The sequence below is a fragment of the Ruminococcus sp. XPD3002 genome, assembly GCA_900119535.1.
GTDB lineage: Bacteria > Bacillota > Clostridia > Oscillospirales > Ruminococcaceae > Ruminococcus > Ruminococcus flavefaciens_H.
Genome location: FPJT01000014.1, coordinates 59870 through 82762, shown reverse-complemented (window position 1 = coordinate 82762; position 22893 = coordinate 59870). Strand labels below are relative to the sequence as shown.

Annotated in this window: 15 protein-coding genes, 1 tRNA gene and 1 pseudogene; 10 read left to right on the top strand and 7 right to left on the bottom strand. The window is 43.8% G+C overall.

Features of this window, described 5'->3' with window-relative positions; translation table 11 throughout:
* Both BT127_RS12515 and tnpA read left to right on the top strand, forming a co-directional pair.
* Positions 1-471, top strand: a 471-nt coding sequence (locus BT127_RS12515; protein WP_175541967.1) for a tyrosine-type recombinase/integrase, incomplete at its 5' end; no start/stop codon positions are given.
* A 284-nt stretch (positions 472-755) separates the two neighbouring features.
* Positions 756-983, top strand: a pseudogene (gene tnpA / locus BT127_RS16335) (IS200/IS605 family transposase); the annotation flags it as partial.
* A 90-nt stretch (positions 984-1073) separates the two neighbouring features.
* On the opposite strand, the gene BT127_RS12505 reads toward tnpA, so the two are convergent.
* On the bottom strand, positions 1074-2732 hold the full coding sequence (locus BT127_RS12505) for a leucine-rich repeat protein (RefSeq protein WP_075425324.1): 1659 nt from the start codon (positions 2730-2732) through the stop codon (positions 1074-1076).
* Between the two features lie 776 nt (positions 2733-3508).
* Here BT127_RS12505 and BT127_RS12500 point away from each other — a divergent pair.
* From BT127_RS12500 to BT127_RS12485, 4 genes are all read left to right on the top strand, one after another.
* On the top strand, positions 3509-3805 hold the full coding sequence (locus tag BT127_RS12500; RefSeq protein ID WP_075425323.1) for a hypothetical protein: 297 nt from the start codon (positions 3509-3511) through the stop codon (positions 3803-3805).
* Complete coding sequence (locus tag BT127_RS12495; RefSeq protein ID WP_075425322.1) at positions 3759-4250, top strand: RNA polymerase sigma factor; 492 nt, start codon at positions 3759-3761, stop codon at positions 4248-4250. The genes BT127_RS12500 and BT127_RS12495 overlap by 47 nt, the downstream gene beginning before the upstream one ends.
* Positions 4251-4303: 53 nt before the next feature.
* Entirely contained in the window at positions 4304-5077 is a 774-nt protein-coding gene (locus BT127_RS12490) for a DUF4367 domain-containing protein (RefSeq protein ID WP_075425321.1), read from the top strand.
* A gap of 233 nt (positions 5078-5310) precedes the next feature.
* Complete coding sequence (locus BT127_RS12485) at positions 5311-6639, top strand: leucine-rich repeat protein (protein ID WP_075425320.1); 1329 nt, start codon at positions 5311-5313, stop codon at positions 6637-6639.
* Positions 6640-6761: 122 nt separating this feature from the next.
* Here the strand turns inward: BT127_RS12485 and BT127_RS12480 are convergent.
* A tRNA-Pro gene (locus BT127_RS12480) sits at positions 6762-6838 on the bottom strand.
* 157 nt (positions 6839-6995) lie between these two features.
* Between BT127_RS12480 and BT127_RS12475 the strand changes: the two genes are divergently transcribed.
* Positions 6996-7412: a GNAT family N-acetyltransferase gene (locus BT127_RS12475; protein WP_075425319.1), complete on the top strand. Its 417-nt coding sequence runs from the start codon at positions 6996-6998 to the stop codon at positions 7410-7412.
* A 98-nt stretch (positions 7413-7510) separates the two neighbouring features.
* On the opposite strand, the gene BT127_RS12470 is transcribed toward BT127_RS12475, so the two are convergent.
* Together BT127_RS12470 and BT127_RS12465 are read right to left on the bottom strand one after the other, a co-directional pair.
* On the bottom strand, positions 7511-7936 hold the full coding sequence (locus tag BT127_RS12470) for a VanZ family protein (RefSeq protein WP_318257243.1): 426 nt from the start codon (positions 7934-7936) through the stop codon (positions 7511-7513).
* A 556-nt stretch (positions 7937-8492) separates the two neighbouring features.
* A complete protein-coding gene (locus BT127_RS12465; protein ID WP_075425327.1) occupies positions 8493-10088 on the bottom strand; it encodes a sodium:solute symporter family protein in 1596 nt (531 codons plus the stop codon).
* 271 nt (positions 10089-10359) lie between these two features.
* Here BT127_RS12465 and BT127_RS12460 point away from each other — a divergent pair, with 271 nt between their 5' ends.
* Positions 10360-12222 carry an ABC transporter ATP-binding protein gene (locus BT127_RS12460; RefSeq protein WP_075425317.1) on the top strand — a complete coding sequence of 621 codons (1863 nt, stop codon included), beginning with the start codon at positions 10360-10362 and terminating at the stop codon, positions 12220-12222.
* 85 nt (positions 12223-12307) lie between these two features.
* Here the strand turns inward: BT127_RS12460 and BT127_RS12455 are convergent, their stop codons facing one another.
* From BT127_RS12455 to BT127_RS12445, 3 genes are all read right to left on the bottom strand, one after another.
* A complete protein-coding gene (locus BT127_RS12455; RefSeq protein WP_075425316.1) occupies positions 12308-14551 on the bottom strand; it encodes a carbohydrate binding domain-containing protein in 2244 nt (747 codons plus the stop codon).
* A gap of 168 nt (positions 14552-14719) precedes the next feature.
* Positions 14720-15283 carry a biotin transporter BioY gene (locus BT127_RS12450; RefSeq protein WP_075425315.1) on the bottom strand — a complete coding sequence of 188 codons (564 nt, stop codon included), beginning with the start codon at positions 15281-15283 and terminating at the stop codon, positions 14720-14722.
* A 158-nt stretch (positions 15284-15441) separates the two neighbouring features.
* Positions 15442-17961 carry a heavy metal translocating P-type ATPase gene (locus BT127_RS12445; RefSeq protein WP_075425314.1) on the bottom strand — a complete coding sequence of 840 codons (2520 nt, stop codon included), beginning with the start codon at positions 17959-17961 and terminating at the stop codon, positions 15442-15444.
* 177 nt (positions 17962-18138) lie between these two features.
* Here BT127_RS12445 and BT127_RS12440 point away from each other — a divergent pair, with 177 nt between their 5' ends.
* Together BT127_RS12440 and BT127_RS12435 are read left to right on the top strand one after the other, a co-directional pair.
* Positions 18139-20391, top strand: a complete 2253-nt coding sequence (locus BT127_RS12440; protein WP_075425313.1) for a DEAD/DEAH box helicase — start codon at positions 18139-18141, stop codon at positions 20389-20391.
* Positions 20388-22787, top strand: coding sequence for a cation-translocating P-type ATPase (locus BT127_RS12435; RefSeq protein WP_075425312.1), 2400 nt, complete (start codon positions 20388-20390; stop codon positions 22785-22787). Before BT127_RS12440 ends, BT127_RS12435 begins: the two co-directional genes overlap by 4 nt.
* The last annotated feature ends 106 nt before the right edge of the window (positions 22788-22893 follow it).

Sequence of the window (22893 nt, the reverse complement as noted above, 5' to 3'; positions counted from 1 at the left end):
TACGAAGAGGACGGCAGCAGATTTATTCGCATCAGACGCGCAAAAGTATGTATTAATGGTCATGATGTTGTTGAGAATCGTAATAAAACCGAGCAATCAACGCGCGATATTCCGATTCCGGACTACATTTACAATCTCATACAGCAAGTTCCTCATAAAAATGAAGATGACTTCATTATCAGCGAGAATTATGGTGCCTTGAAACGTCGTTACGACCGACTCCTCAAGAAGCATGGTTTGCAAATGACCTTTCATGATCTAAGAGCTCAGTTCGCAACGACTATGAACGGACTCGGCGTTGAAAAGCAAGTCCTCGAAAGACTTGGCGGATGGGCTAATTCAAAAGTGCTTGATAGCATCTACATAAGAACTCCCAAGCAAAGAATTCGTGATAGCCTTAAGGTTTTTGACGAATATATGTATGCAACTATAAGGAGCTCTCGCACTGAAAAAACAGATGGTGCTGCTTGAATTATTGTTTCACACGAACTTCACACGGAAGTAATTCAGCGCCCCATACTTCCCGAAATATAGGCAAATCGAAGCGTATGTCCATTTGCTTCAAGTCCTTCTGCCCCTGCCATTCCTAAGTAGAGGAAACGTCGAAATTTTGGCGTTTCCTCTTTTTGTATCCCGCCCCCCGGCTCTGCCAGGGGTTCAAAGAAGCTTTAGCTATGAGTAGAAAAAGAAAACCTCCCATGTTATAATAGTAATGGTCTGCCAACCAAACTGAAAATAACAAAGGAGGTATCGTCATGAAACGAGACGATATAAATAGTTTAGCACATTCCAAGTGGAATTGCAAGTATCATATAGTGTTTGCACCGAAGTATAGATGAATGTTGATTTATAGTCAGATAAAAACTGATATAGGAAAGATACTAAGAAGGTTATGTGAACAAAAATGAGTAGAAATAATAGAAGCAGAAGCATGTCCGGATCACATACATATGCTTCTTGCAATTCCGCCGAAGTACAGTGTATTCCTCAAAGAAGTAATCTGATGTATGTTGAGATCAAAAAGAAGATCAATTCCGTTGATTATGCTGTACCATTTTCTTTATGCCTGTTATTTACTGCGGAGCAGGAAGCGTACCGTAAGTCGATGCCTGTCGTGCAATCAGTCTGTCATTATCATACACCTTGAAGATCTTACCGCAAAGAGATATTTTTCCGGACCTCCAGAGCTGAATATCATTATTTCCATAGAACTTCAGCAGCTGGTAATTGCTTGAAGGGGTGATGCTGGTTTTGAGGTTGTTGACATATATGGTTGTCTTATTGCCCTTTCCGGAATCGAAAATACCGCTGTATTTACCGAGAGTGATCGTGCTGATACCGTAAGGAAGATTGATGGACTGAAGAGAATTGCAGCCTGAGAACGCAGAATCTCCGATAGATGAAAGATACGGGCAGTATCTCAGATCAAGAGACTGCAGATTAGCGCAGTTGTAGAATGCACAACCATCAATAGTTCTCAGGTTCGAGTTGTTTCCGTTGAATATAAACTTTTGCAGTGGCGTATTGCAGAAGGCAAAAGGTTTGATCCTTTTTATGGTGCTCGGAACCACTATACTTTTCAGCTTTCCGCCCATATTTTTCACAGGGCCCTGGTAATCTCCGCCGATATCGGTTACAGTATACGATCTGCCGTTGCTGTCCTTTACAGAAGAACGAACGATAAAGGATTGTGTCTCCTTTAAAAACGGTTTGACGAATGCAGCAGTGCCGTCACCGTTGGATTCATATATACCGTTTTCATAAACAAACCCATCGTCGATATTGTATCTGTCAGTGTAGTATTCGTCTACACTTCCGGTGCCGAATAAGTGTCCGTCTACGTAAGAAAGGTTAGCATAGTACTGCAGCTGAGTATAATCTGCCTCTGTTATTTTTCCGTCACTGTTGATATCGTACATCTCCGTAGGATTGCTGCCCGTATTGCCATATTTGAGATAGGATTTGAATTGGTTGACATCGGAGCTATCGATCCTGTCATTGCTGTTGAAATCACCTTTTATGATCGGACGATAATAATATTCTGTATGAGATTTAAGATAGTCCTTTGTGACTTTGACCATATTCTTACCTTTGGAACGGCCGTTTACAACCTCGAAAGAATCGTAGTATTCAGACGCTTTCCAGCGTATCTTGCAATCGTTCAGATCGGCATTGCAATCCGCAAACGTAATATCAGAGCCCGAGATGCCTGTAATGAATATGCTGTGTCCGATATTGCGTTCTTTGCCGTTAGCATCCATTGCTGTGAAATTGAGACGGACATTATCACCAACTTTAGGATCTGTGTATGAATTATTCGTCTTACGGCGGATGTAATAATCTGTACCCCAGAAGTGCTGTGCGAGCTTATAGGCAAATCCGAAGCACTGATTTGACGGCTCATTTTTTTCGTTTGCCTGTTGATAGATCTGGCCCTTATACTCGTATGCTGCATGGTAATCAACACTGTTGCAGTTTTTCGTGCCGTATCTGCTGTGATCACAGGCACTATGAGAATAGGTACCGCCATCTTTGTTGTTCCAGTAGTAATCCCTGCTAAGATCTCGCATTTCACTGGTGAATTTTGAATCCCAGTTGTTAAGGGCTTGTCTGTAGCTTACAGCGCCATTGGCTGCATCTGCTTTCAGACGTAGCGGTTCTCCGACAGATGATATGCCTGTCATAATGGAGACGGATAGGATAGCTGTTGCAAAACGTTTGAGTAGTTTCATAGAATTCCTCCATAAATATTTATTATTAAAAAACAGCTTTATGGCTGTTCTTTAATTCGTATAATGAGAAGCGCTTGCCTGTTGTTCCGACAATTTGTGAAGTCGGACATTCTGTTTTATTGTTACGATCTCTTTCGCTTTCTTCTGAATAATACTGCCTCCCGTCTGTGCAACTCCATTTTAGTTCAATTAATTCTATGGAGTATTTTAGTTTTCAAAAATAGTTGAATGAAGTTTTTTGGAGTTTATTATACAGGATAGTCTAATTGTAAGTTATTGAAAGTGTTGACCGTATCGACAATGAAGTTTAAAAAGATTTTTGTGTTGCTTAGGATCTATGTTTATTTGTTTGTATGTGAAGTGTTACTTGTTAATATAATTATATCTCTAATGTCGTAGTGTGTCAATAGCCGAATATTAAAAATCTCTCTCCATTTAAATAGGGGAGAGATTTTTTGCTATTATTAATGTCATGGTTATGAAGGAAGCATAGGCGTTCATTTATAGTTCAGCTGATATTATTAGAGTAAAAATCTTTTTCTTGACGAATATCCATTTATTCAGTATATTTATGATAGGAACTTGCTGCCTGTTCAGGTTTAATAATAAAAAGAAATTTATAATCACCTGACATTATACATTGCACAATAACACACTCTGGATTTTGTGCAATCATACGAAGTTTGATGTGCAGATGAAAAAAATCGACAAAATCTGACATAATTATATAAACAGGTAAATAACAACTCAAAAGAAGAATCCCGGGAGGTGGGAATATGAACAACAATGAATACATAAAAACGATAAGCAACTATAAAAATGATTTACTAACTGACCTGAACCATTCACTTGATGAAGAATTAAAACAACCATTTGAACTTTGGAACGATAAAAAAATACTAATATTACTGACCGCCATCGGAGACATTCAAGAATTAAGGCTATCAGAAGAAGAAATAACGAAAAGGAAAAATAAGATCCTTGATAAATTAGAGGTTTTTTCTGCAGAAACGGAGGTAATAGAAGTTGATAGAAAAGGAATTATGCGGAATAATAATAGAGAAATACTATAATGATATCTTTTTATTCTGCTTCTCCAAAATGCACAATAGCAGTGCTGCCGAAGACTGTACACAGGAAACCTTTCTAACATTTCTCGGAAAGCGTAACAGATTATTATATTCTGACAGAATACTTGGTTGGCTATTAAAAACGGCAGAGAAGAAAATAATGGAATATAAAAGAAAAAATACGAACAATCATATCGATATAAATGATTACGCTGACATCATACAAGACAATAATTTGAATGCTGATAGCCCGATTTTATCGATATACGAGCATCTTCCACATAATGAAGCGTCTCTTCTTATAGCGTTCATATGTTGTAAGGATAAAGAAGAAAAAGAAAAACTCGCTTCTAAGAACGAAATGACACTTATAGCTCTGCAATGTAAAGTATCACGAATTAAAAAGAAACTGTATAAAAGTCTTAATGGCAATTCACTTGAAGATTAATTGCAAAAGTTATTAGAATGACAGGATTATTTTTTAAGAAGGAGGACTAAGCTATGGATAAAAACGAATTTATTGAGAAGCTTGCTGATCTTGATGATGAAATACTAAGTGAATTGAACGAAGAGCTTGATGAAGAACTGAATAAAACGATGAAAAATCGTGACGAGCGTAAGATAATAGAACTATCAAATGCAATAGCAGATATCAAAGAATATACCCCCTCAGAAGAAGATGTTAAGCGCAGTACAGAGGCTATACTTGCAAAGCTGGATAATAAAGTTCCCAAAAGAAGGAAGGTGATAAAAACCCTTTCTACAGCAGCTGCCTGCTTAGTAGCAGTGGTTGTTTTAAATCAGGGCATAGCGTATGCCTTTGATGTTAAGATGTTCCCAAAGCTCTATGAGGTAGTAGACGGTGGAATAGTTATCCATATGGATCAGGACAGAAAAGAAACTCAGCAGATCCTTAGCGAAATCAAAACCAAATGTGCTGAATACGATATATCTTCTCCGATCATTAAATATTTACCGGAAGGATTTGCATTAACCAAATTAGATTATCAATATAATGGATTGACGATTTGGTTAGATAAAGGTGATGTGCGTGTTAGTATGATATATGTGTTTAATGTTCATGGTGGCAATGTAGGTCTTCCATCAGATGAAGGCAATGTTGAAGAAAAAGTAATTAATGGTAAACCATATTTAATTAGTATGGAAGATAATCAATACAGGGCACTGTATGTTTCGGACAAATTTATTTTTAACTATACATCGCTGGGTTTGGATTATCAAGAAGCGGAAAATATGGTCAATTCATTAACTTGAATGGAGGATTAAAAATGAAAAAGTCTTCGCATGGTTAGATAAGAGCAGAGGAATTATTAAATTACATAAAAGAAAACCAAATAATTTCTGTAAAAAGTGAGACTTTTTTCGTTCTGAAAAGACTAAGTAATAGAAGCAGATAAATGCTTTTATAAAGATAATATTTTATAAAGGAGGGGAAATGTTAGAATAAAACTGAAAATAAATGATTAAAGAATTTAGGAGGTCTTACTATGAAAAAAAGATTATTATCTTTACTTGCAGCTGCTGCAATATCATTATCGGCAGTACCTTTCGGCGTTTACGCCGAGGAACCATTGCAGGATACAGAGATAACATCTGAAGCTCCTGCTGAATCAACCAAAGCTGAATGGAAAATCTCAGACGGACAGCTTTATTACGTAAAACTCAACGGTGAAACTTCATTTACCGTCCCTGATGAGGTAACAGTTATCTCTTCGTTAGTTTTCAACGGCTGTACCGGACTTGTTTCCGTTACTTTCCCCGACGGACTAAAAACTATTTCTAAAAACGCTTTTTGCGGATGTACTTCTCTTGAAGAAGTTGCTTTCCCGGAAGGACTTGAAAAGATCGACAACGCATTTGCGGGTTGTTCTGCACTGAAAAAAGCTGTTATCCCCGAAAGTGTAACTGAAATCACAGGTTTTACCGATTGCAGTGATCTTATAATATACGGAAAGAGCAATTCCTATGCTGCGGTATATGCTCAGAAGAACGATATCAAATTTGAAACCCTTGATGCAGATGCCCCGATAGCAGATATAGCCGATTCGATAATTCTTTCTCCTGATAAAGATGAACTCTGGAGCTTTCCTGAGAATTATGCAGAGGATACCTTCACTGTCCCCGACGGCGTAAAAGTTATAAAACAGAAAGCATTTGAAAACTGTGATATCGAAAAAGTTATCCTTCCTGAGAGTCTGGAGAAAATCGAGGACAATGCATTTAAAAATTGCAGCCTTAAAGCTCTGATATTGCCCGAGGGACTGCGGATCATCGGAAAAAATGCTTTTGCAGGCAATAAGGAAATAAAAAATATTACGATTCCTGAAAGCGTTATAAAAATCAATCAGCCGTTCACAGGATGTTCAGCGCTCGAAGAAATAACATTCAAAAGAGCTGATACTAAGCTTTTTGAAAACTATCTGGATCCGATAGGTGTTGATGAGGATGAAACTTTATACGTCGGTTTACTGGGTGAGGACGCTGAAGCAGATAATTACAGATGCAAAGTATACGTCCCCGATGCTGCTTATTGTCAGTATGCAAATGTTTTTTACACCGAACAATTTGTTGATGTGATCCCCGAGAGTATGAGAGAACACAATATTCTTACAGGTGATGTTAACGGCGATAATGACGTTTCTATAGCAGATGCCGTTAAGCTTCAGAATTATCTTGTAGGCAAAGAGAAGGATATTCTCTGGTTCAACTCCGATCTTATAGCATCAAATCAGGCTACTGAGTATAAAGAAGTTAATATCAACGCATTTGATTTCATCAAACTGAAAAAAATGATAATCAACAATTCAAGTGTCTGAAGTATAAAAACTATGAGGATGATCCGATTTTTGACATATGTACAGATACGGATATCACTTGATCTACATATAGAAAACCGCTTGAATATCGGTATTATCCCGAATTCAAGCGGTTTAAGTTTTGGTCGAGGTGACAGGATTTGAACCTGCGGCCCCTACGTCCCGAACGTAGTACTCTACCAAACTGAGCCACACCTCGATAACAGAATTATTATACACCATTTTCGGAAGTTTGTCAATAGAGAATCAGTGAAGAAGAATATATTTTATTGATTTAATTATATTTACCGAGATTGACATAGGAGTTCATCGGGTTTATAATAGATATAACATAATACAGTAAAGGAGTGGTAAAAATGGATGGATTAGTAATAAAGCACAACGAACTGACAGCGGAAGAATTCATATATCTCTGGGAATCGGTATGGGGAAATGGTCCCACACTGGAGCAAACGAGACTTGCAATGGAGCATACTCTTTTCCGTGTGTCGGTTTTTGACGGTGAAAAAATAGTTGCAATGGCAAGAATGATAGGCGATATGGGACTCGATTACTATATCAAGGACGTTATCGTTCATCCCGATTATCAGAAAAAGGGGATAGGACGCCTTCTAATAAATGAGCTGCTGAAATTCGTGAACGACAACGGCATAAGCGGTACGAGGATATTTGTGGAGCTTTGCGCTATGCCCGACAAGATACCATTTTATAAGAAATTCGGTTTTGACCGCAACGAAGCGGAGCGCTTGAAAATGATGTATACGGTGAAGTGAGAAGAAAACATCCCCGAATGGTTAATACAGATACACATATATAAATTTTGCCCCTGAGCCTTGTAAAGCAATCAGGGGCATTGTGTTTTATTCGTTTACTAAGCTAAATCAGAATTTGTGGCTTTTCGTATAGCAAATATGACACACGTCCCAATCATAACACCGCTCGTATTTAATATTATGTCATCAATATCTGTATGCCTTTCGGGACATAGCAGTTGGGACAGCTCAATAAAGATAATAAAACAAATCCCTGCGAACACTGTTTTTTTGATATTATCAAGCTTGCGAAAACAGATAGGCCATACTATTCCTACAGGTATAAACATTGCTATGTTCCCGATAATATTGATAAGCCATCCATCATATCTGTCAAAGAGAAAAAAGAACGGGATTAAACTTATCATGTCAGACGGTGTCTCTGAAAATCCAATCGTTAGTGTACCTATTTTTCCATCAACAAAATGTAACGGGAAGTATACAAATCTTGCAATAACTACAAGGCATATGTATACAAGAAGCATCTGTAGTTCTCGTTTTACCGAAAACTTCTTGAATCTGATCGCAATTATGAATCGCACAATTATCCAAATGAGAGTTATAAAAAAAAACATCTGTAGATAGGAAATCTCAATCATAGTCACTGCCTCATCCTTTCTTTAGCAGATAGCTTGATAAATTCCGATTTATATTAGTAACAATTATAGCACAACCTTCATGTACAGTCAATAGAGAAGCCATAGTACTTCTGAACACACATCGGAAATACTATGGCTTAAATCTTCTATATCACCGCCATCCCTTTATTATACGGGGATGTTGGTTTTATAATTTAATGTGTACTCAATAACCGCCTAAAGGCGGTTATTACCCCGAACTTTGTTCGGGGAGCGCAAATTCTTCATAAATTATTGAATTTGCGCGTCGCATTTCTTTATGTCAAGCTCATTTTGCCCTTTCGGGCAAAACAAAGTGCAGGAAAATTCTTCTATGTTATAAAATTTTCTTGCACTTTGACAACTTAAAATCGGCTAAAACAAGCTGAGATAGCCGATTTTAAGTTGTTGAGCAGACATTAATTTACTTGCTTGCTGAAAGACTGCTGAAGGCGTTGTCTACTACATTCTTTTCGGGAGCCTTTGTGAAGCTGCTTACTATAGGAACTATGATGAGTGAAAGGATCATAGCGAAAGCACCTGCGTTGATAGGAGAAAGGAGGTTAAGCGGACATTTCATGTCGATAACTGCCTGTCTGATACCGCTGAAAGCTTCTATGTTCATGCTGAACAGGAACATGTGAGCAACTGTGATGCAGAGACCTGTGAAGAAGCTTGCCCAGCATGCAGCTGTACTTGCTTTTTTCAGGAACAGACCATAGAGGAATGGACCGAGGAATGCACCTGAAAGTGCGCCCCATGAGTAGGACATAAGAGTTGAGATAGAAGCGTTCTTATTGCAAGCGATGATGACTGAGATAACAAGGAATACTGCAATGAACACACGCATAACAGTCATCTGAGTCTTGTCACTGAAATTCTTTACACGGGGCTTTATGAGGTCATTTGTGAGTGTGGAGCTTGAAGTAAGTACCAGTGAAGAAAGGGTTGAAAGTGAAGCTGAGAGAACCAGTACAACTACAAGACCGATGAGGATATTCGGAAGTGCCTGATGAAGAAGTGCAGGGACCATTGTATCGTAGACAGGTCTGCCGTTGAGTGTCTCGATGAAAGCCTTGTCTCCGTCGTTTTCTGTAAGCGAGCAGTAGAGGCGTACAAATCCGCCCATGAAGTAAGAACCGCCTGCAACTACGAAAGCAAAGATAGTGGAGATAACTGCACCCTTCCTGATAGCCTGTTCGTCCTTGATAGCGTAGAACTTCTGTACCATCTGGGGAAGTCCCCATGTACCGAGGGATGTAAGGAGCACAACTCCAAGGAGGTTAAGGGGATCAGGTCCGAATAGAGAACCGAGTGTACCTGTATTGCCCTTGTCATCTGGGATGATGTTGAGGGCGTCAACTGCTGCTGAGAAGCCGTCCTTTTTCTGGATGGTAAGTCCGACTACTGTAGCGATACCGATAAGCATTATGATGCCCTGGAAGAAGTCGTTGAGAGCTGTAGCCTTGTATCCGCCAAGCATAACGTATACAGCTGAGAGGACAGCCATAGCGATTATTATGTAAGTTCCGCCGTTCTCTCCGAGGTCGAATACCATGCCGAAGAGACGTGAAAGACCGTTGTATACGGATGCGGTATAGGGGATGAGGAAGATGAATACGATGAGTGCGGAAGCGGTCTTAAGTGACTGCGAGTCGAAACGCTTCTCGAAGTATTCAGGCATTGTTTTGGCGCCGATGTGGTTAGTCATAAGACGGGTACGTCTTCCGATGAGGAAGAAGGGGATAAGGCTTCCGATAATGGCATTGCCTATACCTACCCATGTTGCTGAGACACCGTAGCTCCAGCCGAACTGTCCCGCATAGCCGATGAATACAACGGCCGAGAAATAAGTTGTACCGTAGGAGAAGGCTGTAAGCCACGAGCCTACGTTACGTCCGCCAAGCATGAAGTCGTTTGTGGACTTAGTGCGCTTTGAAGTGTAGAGACCGATCGTGACCATTATTGCGACGTAAATTGCAAGGATCACGAAAGTAGCGGCTTGTGAGCCGCCTGACATGTTGTTCATGATGAACACGTCCTTTCTTTTTATTGTTAAACCTGTAAAGCTTTAAATGAATAAAGCTTTTGTTGACACTATTATAGTATAAAGTTCAACAAATGTCAATAGTATAGTAATATTTTAATGATTTATTTATTAGTGCGTCGAAACAGTTTATTGACTTTATCAGTTCAGAGTGGTATAATATAACATAGCTATGACCGCTTTAAAGGTCAGTATCACGCAGAAAACTATGCTTTTCCGCAAATCAGTATAAGGAGTGATCGGTATGCCTCCACCGGGAGGAAGACTCGGTCCCGGATATCTTACGGACGAGGAAAAAAAGAACAGACCAAAGGTAACAAAAGCGCTGCTTAAGCGTATTTTCAGCTATATGAAGCCCTACTGGAAGCAGTTCGGACTTGTACTTTTAGCTATACTGTTTTCATCGGTAATGACGCTGATGCCTTCTGTGCTGACAGGTAAGATCATCGACGAAGGACTCATTGCTCGAAGCATGAGCTCTCTTGTGAAGTATATCATACTCTCATTCGTCGTTACCTTTGCCGCAAACCTTATCGGCATACTTGAAAGTTACCTTAATACCTGGATAGCTCAGCATATAACCTTTGACATGCGCAATACCATGTACAAGCACCTTCAGAAGATGTCCCAGAGGTTCTTTACTACAAACAATCAGGGCGACATCATAACACGTATGACCAGCGATATATCGGGAGTTCAGCAGATAATCACAAGCACTCTCACGAGTATCATCTCCAACAGCATAACCCTTGTTGTGGCACTTGTGGTCATGTTCCGTGAGAACTGGATCCTTGCCCTTATCGGAGTGATAATCGTACCGCTGTTCACAATCCCTACAAGAAGTGCAGGCAAAACGAGGTGGTCCATTACCAAGGAATCTCAGGCTTGCAGTGACGAGATAAACGGCATTCTCAACGAAACTATGTCCGTAAGCGGACAGCTTCTTGTAAAGCTCTTCGGCATGGAGGAGAAGGAATACTCTCGCTATGAAGCTGTGAACAAGAAGATGATAAACCTCAACATCCGTGAGAGCATGGCGGGACGCTGGTTCAGAATGGCACTTAATACTTTCACCAATATTGGCCCTATGCTGATATACCTCGTAGGCGGAATCATTATGATGAAGTACGATTCTACGGTCACTGTGGGACAGATAACAGTACTTGTGGCACTTCTCGGAAAGATGTACGGACCTGTAAATCAGCTCCTTAACATACAGGTGGACTGGATACGTTCTATGGCGATGTTCACACGAATTTTCGAGTATTACGACATGCCTGTTGAGATAGAGAATTCTCCCGATGCCATAATTCCCGACCATGCAGACGGTGAAGTGGAGTTCCGACACGTTCGCTTCTACTACGAACCTGACAGGGAGATACTCAAGGACATCAGCTTTGAGCTTGAAAAAGGAAAGTGCATCGCTATTGTAGGACCTTCTGGTTCGGGAAAGAGTACATTGATAAACCTCATTCCGCGTATGTACGATGCTATCGACGGAGAAGTTCTCTTCGACGGCGTAAACGTAAAGGATCTTGACCTTGCGTTCCTGCGTGAGAACATCGGTATCGTAAGTCAGGAGACCTACCTGTTCAACGGTACTATCCGTGACAATCTCCTTTATGCAAAGCCAGATGCTACCGACGAGGAACTGATAAATGCCTGCAAACAGGCGAATATCTACGAATTCATTGAAAATCAGGAGACGGGACTCGATACAGTCGTGGGCAACCGCGGACTTAAACTTTCGGGTGGAGAAAAACAACGTATCTCCATTGCGAGGATATTGCTTAAGGATCCTGCACTCATGATATTCGACGAGGCAACTTCCGCACTGGACTCAATTTCCGAGCAGAAGATACAGGATGCTATTGAACCCCTTATCGAATCACGTACAAGTATACTTATCGCTCACCGACTCTCTACTATCCTTGCTGCGGATGAGATACTCGTAGTCAAGGACGGCGAGATAGTTGAAAGAGGTACTCATTCCGACCTTATCGACGACGGAGGAGTATACGCTCAGCTTTACGAGACACAGTTCAGCAAGGCTGCTGTAAAGGGCGAAGAGAAGTTCGAGTATACCGAAGGCGAGGATATGGAATAACTTTAGAGTATAAAAAGCACCGCATGAGGTCTTGAAACAGACTTCATGCGGTGTTGTGTTTTTTATGACCGATAACAGACGTTAATTAGTCCATATCAGGGAGTGAAGTAATTGCCTTAGCATCGAGACGCTGTATAGACAGAGCGTCGAGAGCGGAAATTCCGTCTCCTGGAGTATGACAGTCGGCATTGACAGTGCCCTGCGGTGTGAGCGGATATTTAGTTGCGTTTGCAACGTTCTGGAGTATCAGAAGTGCATCTGCAAGATTAACATAACCGTCGCATGTTGCATCACCGTAGAGTGTAACTGCTAATGTAGGAGCTTCAGTTGGAGCTTCTGTAGCAGGAACGGCTGTAGTAGGAGCCTCTGTCGGAGCAGCTGTTGTAGGAACTGCTGTAGTTGGAGCTTCTGTAGGAGCAACTGTTGTAGGCGGCTCTGTAGGTGCTTCTGTCGGAGCCTGTGTAGGAGGCTCTGTTGCAGGCGGTGCAGGGAGTGAAGCGTTTATAACAACGCCGTCCTTTGCGCCGATAGCATCATCGATGTAGAAGTTGTTTGTTGACTCTGCTGTCTCTACGTAGAGGAGCATATTTGTTGCATCCTCAGGTATCTTGAAGCTTGAATTTGCAAGCTGTACCCACTGTCCCTTTGAAGCTGTCTTTTCAGCGATAGAAACGTAATGCGGCTCGTTCGCTGAATCCTCATACTGGAGCTTGAGACAAAGTGTATCGGTATCGTCATCGCTGTCGAGGAATGCTGCGTTAACGCTGAAGCTGTAGCTCTTTCCGGGCTCGAATGTATCAGGATCGAGAGTCATGCCTGCGCCGTGCCATGCAGAAGTTCTGTCCTGTATAAGGAGTGCTTCAGAACCGCTTGTGCTTGTACGTCCGCTTGTCATGATAGATGATGTACCTCTTGCATTCCATTCAGCTGTATCGCCTTCAAAGTTGTTGTTGAAGAAGTAGCCGTTTGCGTCTGCAACGGGAGCAGGCTTTGTAGTTGGCTCGGCAGTAGGCTGAGGATCAACAGTAACGCTGCCGTCACCAAGAGAGATAACGAATGTGGAAACGCTGTTTGACGGGAGCTGTGCCCAGAAGCTGCTTCCTGTGAATTCAAGGTTTTTTGTGAGGGCGAGATTCTCGCTGCCTGTAGTTCTGTATCTGTCAACGTTCTTGATCTTTTCGCCGTTCTTGAGAGAGAACTCCTGAGAAACATCGGCACCCTTGTTTACTGCAACGATAGTTACCTTATCGGTGCTCTTGTAAGCTGATACGTAAACGCCGTTTGCAGGCTGTTCTGTAGCGTCGATACGGATATCGCCGGGACGAACGAACTTACTGTACTGTGCCATGCAGTATCCGCGCTTACTGATGTTGCCGTTCTCCTTAAGGAGACCGTAGCTTCTTCTGATGTACCACCATACATAGGCGTTGAGGTTACCAACTACGAGACCGTTGTGGATATTTTCTGCAACGTCAACAGCCTGTGGCCATTTATCAGCATCTGAATTGCTGTCTGGAACGTAAACCTCTGTCATCCAGAGTTCCTTGCCGCAGTTTTCGATAGCAGGATAGTCCATCTGATTGCGCTGGGTTCCGTAGAAGTGAGTTCCGAAGAGGTCGACATTTGCCATAGCCTGAGGATTGTTCAGGATAGGTGTGTAGATATCCTTTCTGTACTGGAAGCTCTCGGGAGACATGAGCTTTGCCTTTGTGCCCTGCTTTACTGCCTGACCGTACTGGGCGATGAACTTTGCAAGATCACTTGCGCTCCAGTATGTCCAGTCCTGAGCGTAATCAGGCTCGTTCTGAACTGAAATGGAGTAGAGGTTGATGCCCTGTCCCTCCATGTACTTTACATAGCTGTTAAGGTGCTGAGCATATTCAGCCCACTTGTCGCTTCTCAGCTGATATTTACCGCCTGTGATCTTTCCGTCACCGTTTTTTCTGATGCTTGCGGGAGGGTTCCAGGGAGTTGCAAAAATGGTAGCTCCCAGTTTCTGAGCACGTTTTGCTGTGGGGACGGCTCTTGACCATGCGTTGCTGTCATCGCTGACATAGATACGCAGGATTGTAAGTCCGAGCTCATCGTTGCCGTTTCCGAAAGCCTTCTGAACCTGAGCATCGGTCATATCGCCCTGAGATATCCACTCAGGAAGGTTGATTCCGCCGAAGCCTCTTACAGTCTGGTACTGTTTTTTGGTGTCTACCGATACGGTGGTAGCTGCCGAAGTGGAAACAGGGAATGATGCAGCAAGGAGACCTGCTGTTACAACTGCGGACATGACTGCGGACAGTACACGCCCTTTACTTTTTTTCAAAGTTTTGAACATAAGTATACACTCCATTCTTGATTTATTGAGTTTTTCCCCCATTGCAGCATGGAAAAACATTCCATGAACTGCCGTTAAATTAATTATATATGATTAATTAAATAATGTCAATGGAAGAAACGCAGAAAAAGTGTATAAAATGAAGATTTGATATTTGTGCAATGTGTATTATTTGTTTGCGTATGTCTTGACAGTCTTGGACACTATTACTGCAAGTACAAGCTTTATGACGTCAAAAGGGATGAAAGGCAACACACACCATTTCAGTGCATCATACATTTCTATAGCGCCGTTCTTGGACGAATATACGTGTACGAACCAGAGAGTACCGAAAGCATAGCACAGAGCAGTACCGAGGACGAGTGCGGAGATATCGAGCACAAGTCTGACCTTTGCGGAAGATACAGGTATTTTTTCGGCTGCCCAGTAGACAGCTGCGAGAATTACAAAGCCGATAATATAGCCTCCCGTTGAACCGAGAAGGACTCCGAGTCCGCCTTTGAAGCCTGAGAAAACAGGGATACCTATTGCTCCGAGAAGGATGTAAACGATGACCGAGAACATGCCGTTCTTTCCGCCGAGAAGGGACAGGGCGCAGAATACAGCAAAGGTCTGTAGCGTGAATGGGACGGCTGCGGGTATCGATATCCACGAGCATACGGCTATGAGGACTGCCATGAGTGCTATGAGCACCATTTCCCTGACAGTGAATTTACTTTTGGTTTCAGACATTGTAATTACCTCCTGATTTGATGTGAGAGCTGAACTTTCAGCGTCACCTTGTATATTATAGCAGTCGACGGTCAAAATGTCAACTGCATATTTAATTACAGTTGACGTAGCTCGGAGAAAAAACGGAGGACAATCCTGCCCTCCGTTATATCGTCAGTTTACTTCACACCGATATACTTGTATCCTGCATCCTCGATAGCCTTTTTCAACTTGACTGTAGGTATGTCCTCGGACGAATGAACAACTGCGGTACCTTTTTCATGGCTTACATCCGCAGATGTTACAGCAGGCAGAGCTTCAAGAGCTTCCCTTACACGCTTTTCGCAGTGTTCGCACATCATTCCTTTGACTTTTACCGTTATTACACTGCCGTTTTCGTCGGAATCATTAATGTCCAGACTACTGATAGAATTTTTAAGCGCCTTGTCACGCTTTGTGCTGCGTATGTCAAAGAGATTCAGCCTCAGAGCGTTTGTAACTACACAGAAGCTTGAAAGACTCATTGCAGCAGCGCCGAACATTGGATTCAGCTCCCAGCCGAATAGCTTTATGAAAACGCCTGCCGCCAGTGGGATACCTATTATATTGTATATGAATGCCCAGAACAGGTTCTGGTGGATGTTCCTGAGTGTTGCACGGCTGAGACGTATAGCGGCAGGAACGTCACTCAGGCGGCTTTTCATCAGTACGATGTCCGCTGCATCGATAGCAACATCGGTACCTGCACCGATAGCGATTCCCATATCGGCACGGGTAAGCGCAGGTGCATCATTTATTCCGTCGCCGACCATTGCGACCTTGCCAAGCTTCTTCAGTGACCTGATGACTGCCTCCTTGCCGTCGGGGAGTACGCCTGCAATGACCTTATCCACACCTGCCTGACCGCCAACAGCTCGGGCAGTTTTTTCGTTGTCACCTGTGAGCATTACAACTTTAATGCCCATATTACGCAGTTCGTTTACTGCCTGAGGACTGTCCTCCTTGATAGTGTCAGCAACTGCGATTATACCTGCGGTTCTGCCGTTTTCAGCGAAAAGTAGGGGAGTCTTTCCCGATTCTGCAAGCTCATGAGCGGTATTTGTGAGTTCAGCGCCTACATTAACAATACTGCTGATATATTTCAGACTTCCGCCTGTTATTTCTTTTCCGTCCAGTTTACCGCGGAGTCCGTTTCCTGCAAGAGCCTCGAAATCGGTAACGTTACCGAACTCCGAATGCTTTTCTTCAGCAAGCTTTACAACAGCTGCAGCAAGGGGATGCTCGCTTTTCTTTTCCAGTGAGTACGCAAGACTGATGAGTTCAGATTCGGTGTGACCTTCAGCAGGTACTATGTCAGTAACAACGGGTTCGCCGCTTGTTATCGTACCTGTTTTGTCCAGAGCGACTATCTGTATCTTGCCTGTTTCTTCGAGCGATTCGGCAGTCTTGAAGAGTATGCCATTCTTGGCGCCCTTGCCGTTTCCGACCATTATAGCTACGGGAGTTGCAAGTCCCAGCGCACAGGGACAGCTTATTACAAGCACAGATATGCCTCGTGCAAGAGCGTATCCGAACTCTTTTCCCACAAGAAGCCATATGATAGTGGTTATAACAGCTATGGTTATGACCGCAGGCACGAAAATACCCGATACTTTATCCGCTATTTTTGCGATAGGAGCCTTTGTAGCTGCGGCATCGCTCACCATTTTTATTATCTTTGATAATGTGGTATCCTCACCGACTTCCGTAGCTCTGCACCTTATGAATCCCGACTGGTTTATAGTTGCAGCCGAGATGCTGTCTCCTACAGTTTTGTCCACGGGGATGCTTTCTCCCGTAAGTGAAGCCTCATTCACAGCGCTGCTGCCTTCGAGTATAACTCCGTCCACGGGGATGCTCTCTCCGGGACGTACAAGGAATATATCGCCCTTTTTGACCTGTTCTATGGGGACTGTAACTTCCTTGCCGTCTATTTCGGTAACAGCAGTTTTTGGCGCAAGCTTCATAAGTCCCTTCAGTGCGTCGGTAGTCTTTCCCTTGGACCTTGCTTCAAGCATTTTTCCCACAGTTATGAGCGTCAGTATCATAGCTGCGGACTCGAAGTAGAAGTTCATCATGTAATTCATGACTGCATCCGTATCACCGTCGGTCTGCGCCCTTGTCATGGCGAAAAGAACGTACACGCTCCACACGAATGAAGCCATTGAGCCGAGTGCCACAAGGGTATCCATATTCGGCGCACGGTGTATCAGACTTTTAAAGCCGCTTATAAAGAATTTCTGGTTGATGACCATGACTATAGCCGCAAGGAGCAGCTGAGCCAGTCCCATAGCCACATGGTTGCCGTCGAAGAATGAGGGCAGCGGGAATCCCCACATCATGTGTCCCATGGATATATACATTAATATAATAAGGAATACAAGAGATACGATGAGACGTTTTCGCAGCTTCGGAGTTTCCTTGTCGGTAAGGGGATCGTTCTCCGAAGGCTGAGCAGATGCGCCTTTAAGTGAAGCACCGTATCCTGCATTCTGAACTGCTTCTATCACAGCCTGAGGTGAAGCACTTCCTTCAACGCCCATTGAATTGGTAAGCAGGCTTACAGCGCAGGATGTGACTCCGGGAACGCTGTTTACTGCCTTTTCAACACGGGCACTGCATGCCGCACAACTCATGCCTGTAACGTTATATTGTTCCATAATACCAGCCTTTCATTAGATGTAACAAACATATTATATCACACTTATTATATAAATGCAAATTTTTGTTAGCCATAGTACAATACAGGGATGACATTCATGAACGGTTGAAAAAAACATCGGACTGTGGTATAATAAAAAAGATAATGACCAATTATACTACAGAAAGGCAGAGCTATGGATATTTTCGGACGATATGCACCGTTTATACAGGACTTTATCTACCGTAATAACTGGGAATCACTGAGAGCGATACAGGCTGCGGCAGGTGAGGCGATATTCAACACCGATGAGAACGTACTTCTCTCGGCTTCGACTGCTTCAGGCAAAACAGAGGCGGCATTTTTCCCTATACTTACGCTGTTCTCTGAGGATATGCCCCGTACTGTGGGCGCTATATACATTGGTCCGCTGAAAGCTCTGATAAACGACCAGTTCTCACGTCTTAACGAGCTGTGTGATGAAGCGGATATACCTGTATGGCACTGGCACGGTGACGTAGCGCAGTCTCATAAGAACAAGATGCTGAAAAAGCCTTCGGGCATACTGCAGATAACTCCGGAATCCCTTGAAGCTATGCTCATGAGGAAACACGCCCTGATACCAAAGCTGTTCGGTGATCTTCGGTTCATAGTAATAGACGAGGTGCATTCTCTCATGCGCGGAGACCGCGGAGGTCAGACGCTCTGCCTTATCGAGCGCCTTTCAAAGCTTGCGGGAGTCGTTCCCAGAAGAATAGGGCTTTCCGCTACTATAGGCGACCTTGAAGCTACGGGAGAATTTCTCGCATCTGGTACAGGCAGGGGAACTGTTATACCCAGGATACAGGCTAAAGGTAGCAAGTGGCGGCTTTCAATGGAGCATTTCTATATCAGTCAGCAGAATCCCGATGAGGAACAGGAGGCAGAGGGTGCTTTGCCTGTTCTTGATGAGAAAACGGATACTGCTCCACAAAATGCAGATGCAGGAATGGGTTACATCTTTGAGCATACAAGGGGCAAAAAATGCCTTGTTTTCGTGAATTCCCGTGAGGAATGCGAGGCGGTGACCACCACACTCCGCTCCTACTGTGAGGCTAACCATGAGGCGGACCGCTTCATGATACACCACGGAAACCTGTCCGCTGCCTACCGTGAAACCGCCGAAGCTGCCATGAAGGACGATGACGTTTTCAAGACTACCGTGACTACAGCTACTCTTGAACTGGGAATAGATATTGGACGGCTTGAAAGAGCCTTCCAGATAGATGCTCCGTTTACCGTTTCATCATTCCTTCAGCGAATGGGAAGAACGGGACGCCGTGACCTGCCTCCTGAGATGTGGTTCGTTATCCGCGAGGATATGCCCGAACCGCGTTCAATGCTGCCCGAGACCGTTCCGTGGACTCTCCTGCAGGGGATAGCTCTTGTGCAGGTTTATCTTGAGGAGCGCTGGGTAGAACCTCCGAGACTGGACAGGCTTCCATACAGTCTGCTATACCACCAAACTATGAGTACACTTGCTTCATGCGGTGAACTTACTCCTCCGCAGCTTGCAGCAAGAGTTCTTACGCTGAAATACTTCCACCGCATAACACAGGATGACTTCCGCATCCTTCTCCGTCATCTGATAGAAAACGACCACATCCAGCGTACCGACGAGGGCGGACTGATAGTGGGACTTGCAGGTGAGAGGATAATAAACAGCTTCAGATTCTATGCGGTATTCCAGGAGAACGAGGAATATACCGTCCGCTGGGATTCTCAGGAGCTTGGCACTATAGTAAGTCCGCCGCCTGTGGGCGAGAAGGTAGCCATTGCGGGACATGTATGGGTAGTTGAAGAGGTGGATCACAAACGTCACCTTGTATACGTATCGCAGATAAAGGGCAAGGTACCTGCCTATTTCGGGGACTGTGCAGGTGATATCAACACTAAGATTCTTCTCCGCATGAGACAGGTGCTCAGTGAGGACAAAAAATATCCGTACCTTATGAAAAATGCCGTTATAAGACTTGAACAGGCTCGTCAGTCCGCACGTAATTCGGGCGTTGTAAGTGAACCGCTCGTATGTCTCGGAGGGGATATGTGGTGCCTTTTCCCGTGGCTTGGAAGCTATGCATTCCTTGCTATGGAGCGATTCCTTAAGCTGAGATGCGGCGAAAGACTCGGACTCAGGGGCATGGATTCCTCACGTCCATATTTTATACAGTTCACAATGAAGGTCAGTCCAAATGAGTTTTTCCGCATCCTTGCAGAGGAAGCGCAGAAGGAATTTGATCCGCTGGAGCTCGTTTATAAGGGAGAAGTTCCGCTGTTCGAGAAATATGACGAATTCCTGCCTGCGGAACTCATAAGAAAAGGCTTTGCTTACGGGGTTCTTGACATAGACGGAATGAAAGAACGTGTCATGGAGTGGCACATAATGTTCAACGAAAGGAATAATCAATGAAAAAACACAATGAACCAGAAGTAATACCTGAGCCCGAAAGGATATTCGCAGATGCCGATAAGGGACTTACCTCGCAGCAGGCTGAGCAGCGGATACTTGAAGGCTGGGATAACCGACCTGCTGAACCTCCCTCTAAGTCCGTAAGGGAGATAGTGACATCGAACGTATTCACCTATTTCAACTTTATTTTTGCGATCCTTGCGGCACTTGTAATATATACAGGCAGTTACCGCGACCTGACGTTTATGCCTATAATAGTTGCAAACACTCTTATAGGTATTATACAGGAGCTTCGCTCGAAAAAGGTGCTGGATAAGCTGACCATGCTCAATGCTCCCGTTACCTCGGTCATAAGGGACGGACGAGAAGTCAGTGTACTGTCGAAGGATCTGGTGCTGGATGACGTGGCGGTTTTCCGTGCAGGCAACCAGATAAGTGCGGATGCTGTAGTCATTGACGGAAGCGTTTCAGTTAACGAGTCCCTTCTTACAGGCGAATCCGACGAGATAACGAAGAAATCGGGGGATATCCTCATGTCAGGCAGCTACATCGTTTCGGGAAGCTGCCGTGCAAGACTTGAAAAGGTGGGAGAACGTTCCTACATCTCACAGCTTACCATACAGGCTAAGAAGTCGAAAAAGGGCGAACAGTCCGAGATGATACGTTCGCTGAACAAGATAGTTATGTTCGCAGGCATAATAATCATACCTATAGGATTTACGCTGTTTTACCGTCAGTACCTTGAAGGGGACGGAGTAAACGGCAGTATCCAGTCAATGGTAGCGGCAGTTCTCGGAATGATACCAGAGGGACTTTTTCTCCTTGCAAGTACAACGCTTGCCATAAGTGCTATGCGTCTTGCTATAGGCAAGGTACTCGTTCACGACATGAAGTGCATAGAGACTCTTGCCCGTGTTGACGTTCTCTGCGTGGACAAGACAGGAACCATAACCGAGAATAACATGGCTGTTATGTCAGTCCTTCCCGTATCAGAGGACATACATGATGAACTGGATGAATTGCTCAGCGACTTTGCTTCCTCACAGCAGGCGGACAATGCAACTATGGTGGCAGTCAAGAACTACTTCCGTACTCCGTCAGGCTATCCCGTAAAGACTCACACAGGCTTCTCATCCGAGTTCAAATACAGCAGTGCAGTGCTCAGGGACGGCGCTTATGTGCTCGGAGCTCCCGAATTCATACTAAGGGACAGACTCGGGGAGTACTATGACCTTATTGACAGCCGAAGCAGAAAGGGATACAGGGTCCTTGCATTTGCAAGATACAAGGGAGTTCCAGACGGAAAGGCTCTTACTGCGGATATCGAACCGCTCTGCTTCGTGATACTAAGCAACCCCATAAGAAAGAGCGCTCCCGACACATTCCGATACTTTGCTGAGCAGGGAGTTGAAATAAAGGTGATTTCGGGAGACAATCCCGTTACCGTTTCGGAGATATCCCGTCAGGCAGGCATAGTCAACGCTGACAGGTATATCGATGCGGCGACTCTCACAACTGATGCGGCCATACGTGAAGCGGTCAAGAACTATACCGTATTCGGACGAGTTACGCCGGAACAGAAACGCAAATTCGTTGCAGAGCTGAAAGCACTTGGACACACAGTAGCTATGACGGGTGACGGTGTAAACGACGTTCTCGCACTTAAGGATGCGGACTGCTCCGTGGCAATGGCTTCGGGAAGTGATGCGGCTGCACAGGCTGCACAGCTGGTGCTCCTTGAATCTGATTTCTCGAAGATGCCGGATGTTGTGGCAGAGGGACGCAAGGTCGTAAACAACCTGGAGCGTTCGGGAAGTCTGTTCCTGGTAAAGAATATATTCTCGCTCCTGATGTCTGTAATGACAATATTCGTGGGACTGAGCTATCCGCTGAAGCCTGCGAACATCTCGCTGATAAGCATGTTCACAATAGGACTTCCTGCATTTCTCCTTTCACAGATACCGAATAAGGACCTGATAAAAGGCAAGTTCATGACCAATATACTGCTGAAAGCCCTTCCCGCAGGCATAACCGACACGATAGTAGTAGCGGCAATGGTCCTCTTCGGCAACATATTCAACCTTCCGCAGGACGACATAACAACAGCCTGCACCATACTCCTCAGCATAGTCGGCATGATGATACTTTTCAAGATTAGCAAGCCGATGAACAGCATAAAATGGGGAATATGGATATTCTGCGGCGTTGGACTGATACTCTGTATGGTTTTCATCAGCGACTTCTTCAACATTTCCGCAATGTCACTGAAATGCATACTCATGTGCATCGATTTCTCGATAATCGCAGAACCGCTTCTGCGTTACCTGACAATGTTCGTACAGGCATTGCAGTCACTGTTCTCATTCCGTGACCGTGCAGCAGAGACAGATAAATAACACTAACGTGAGGCGTACACTGTGCGCCTCTTTTCAGTGCTGATAAATCGTTAATATGATTGATATTCGGCTTGACATGTAAGCTTATATTTGATATAATGATTTT

What these genes read in the sequence shown, in the direction of transcription:
- BT127_RS12475 (WP_075425319.1), top strand. Translation starts at nt 6,996, where the DNA reads ATGGATGGATTAGTAATAAAGCACAACGAACTGACAGCGGAAGAATTC.
- BT127_RS12500 (WP_075425323.1), top strand. Translation starts at nt 3,509, where the DNA reads ATGAACAACAATGAATACATAAAAACGATAAGCAACTATAAAAATGAT.
- BT127_RS12450 (WP_075425315.1), bottom strand. Translation starts at nt 15,283, where the DNA reads ATGTCTGAAACCAAAAGTAAATTCACTGTCAGGGAAATGGTGCTCATA.
- BT127_RS12465 (WP_075425327.1), bottom strand. Translation starts at nt 10,088, where the DNA reads ATGTCAGGCGGCTCACAAGCCGCTACTTTCGTGATCCTTGCAATTTAC.
- BT127_RS12445 (WP_075425314.1), bottom strand. Translation starts at nt 17,961, where the DNA reads ATGGAACAATATAACGTTACAGGCATGAGTTGTGCGGCATGCAGTGCC.
- BT127_RS12485 (WP_075425320.1), top strand. Translation starts at nt 5,311, where the DNA reads ATGAAAAAAAGATTATTATCTTTACTTGCAGCTGCTGCAATATCATTA.
- BT127_RS12460 (WP_075425317.1), top strand. Translation starts at nt 10,360, where the DNA reads ATGCCTCCACCGGGAGGAAGACTCGGTCCCGGATATCTTACGGACGAG.
- BT127_RS12505 (WP_075425324.1), bottom strand. Translation starts at nt 2,732, where the DNA reads ATGAAACTACTCAAACGTTTTGCAACAGCTATCCTATCCGTCTCCATT.
- BT127_RS12455 (WP_075425316.1), bottom strand. Translation starts at nt 14,551, where the DNA reads ATGTTCAAAACTTTGAAAAAAAGTAAAGGGCGTGTACTGTCCGCAGTC.
- BT127_RS12440 (WP_075425313.1), top strand. Translation starts at nt 18,139, where the DNA reads ATGGATATTTTCGGACGATATGCACCGTTTATACAGGACTTTATCTAC.
- BT127_RS12435 (WP_075425312.1), top strand. Translation starts at nt 20,388, where the DNA reads ATGAAAAAACACAATGAACCAGAAGTAATACCTGAGCCCGAAAGGATA.
- BT127_RS12490 (WP_075425321.1), top strand. Translation starts at nt 4,304, where the DNA reads ATGGATAAAAACGAATTTATTGAGAAGCTTGCTGATCTTGATGATGAA.
- BT127_RS12470 (WP_318257243.1), bottom strand. Translation starts at nt 7,936, where the DNA reads ATGCTTCTTGTATACATATGCCTTGTAGTTATTGCAAGATTTGTATAC.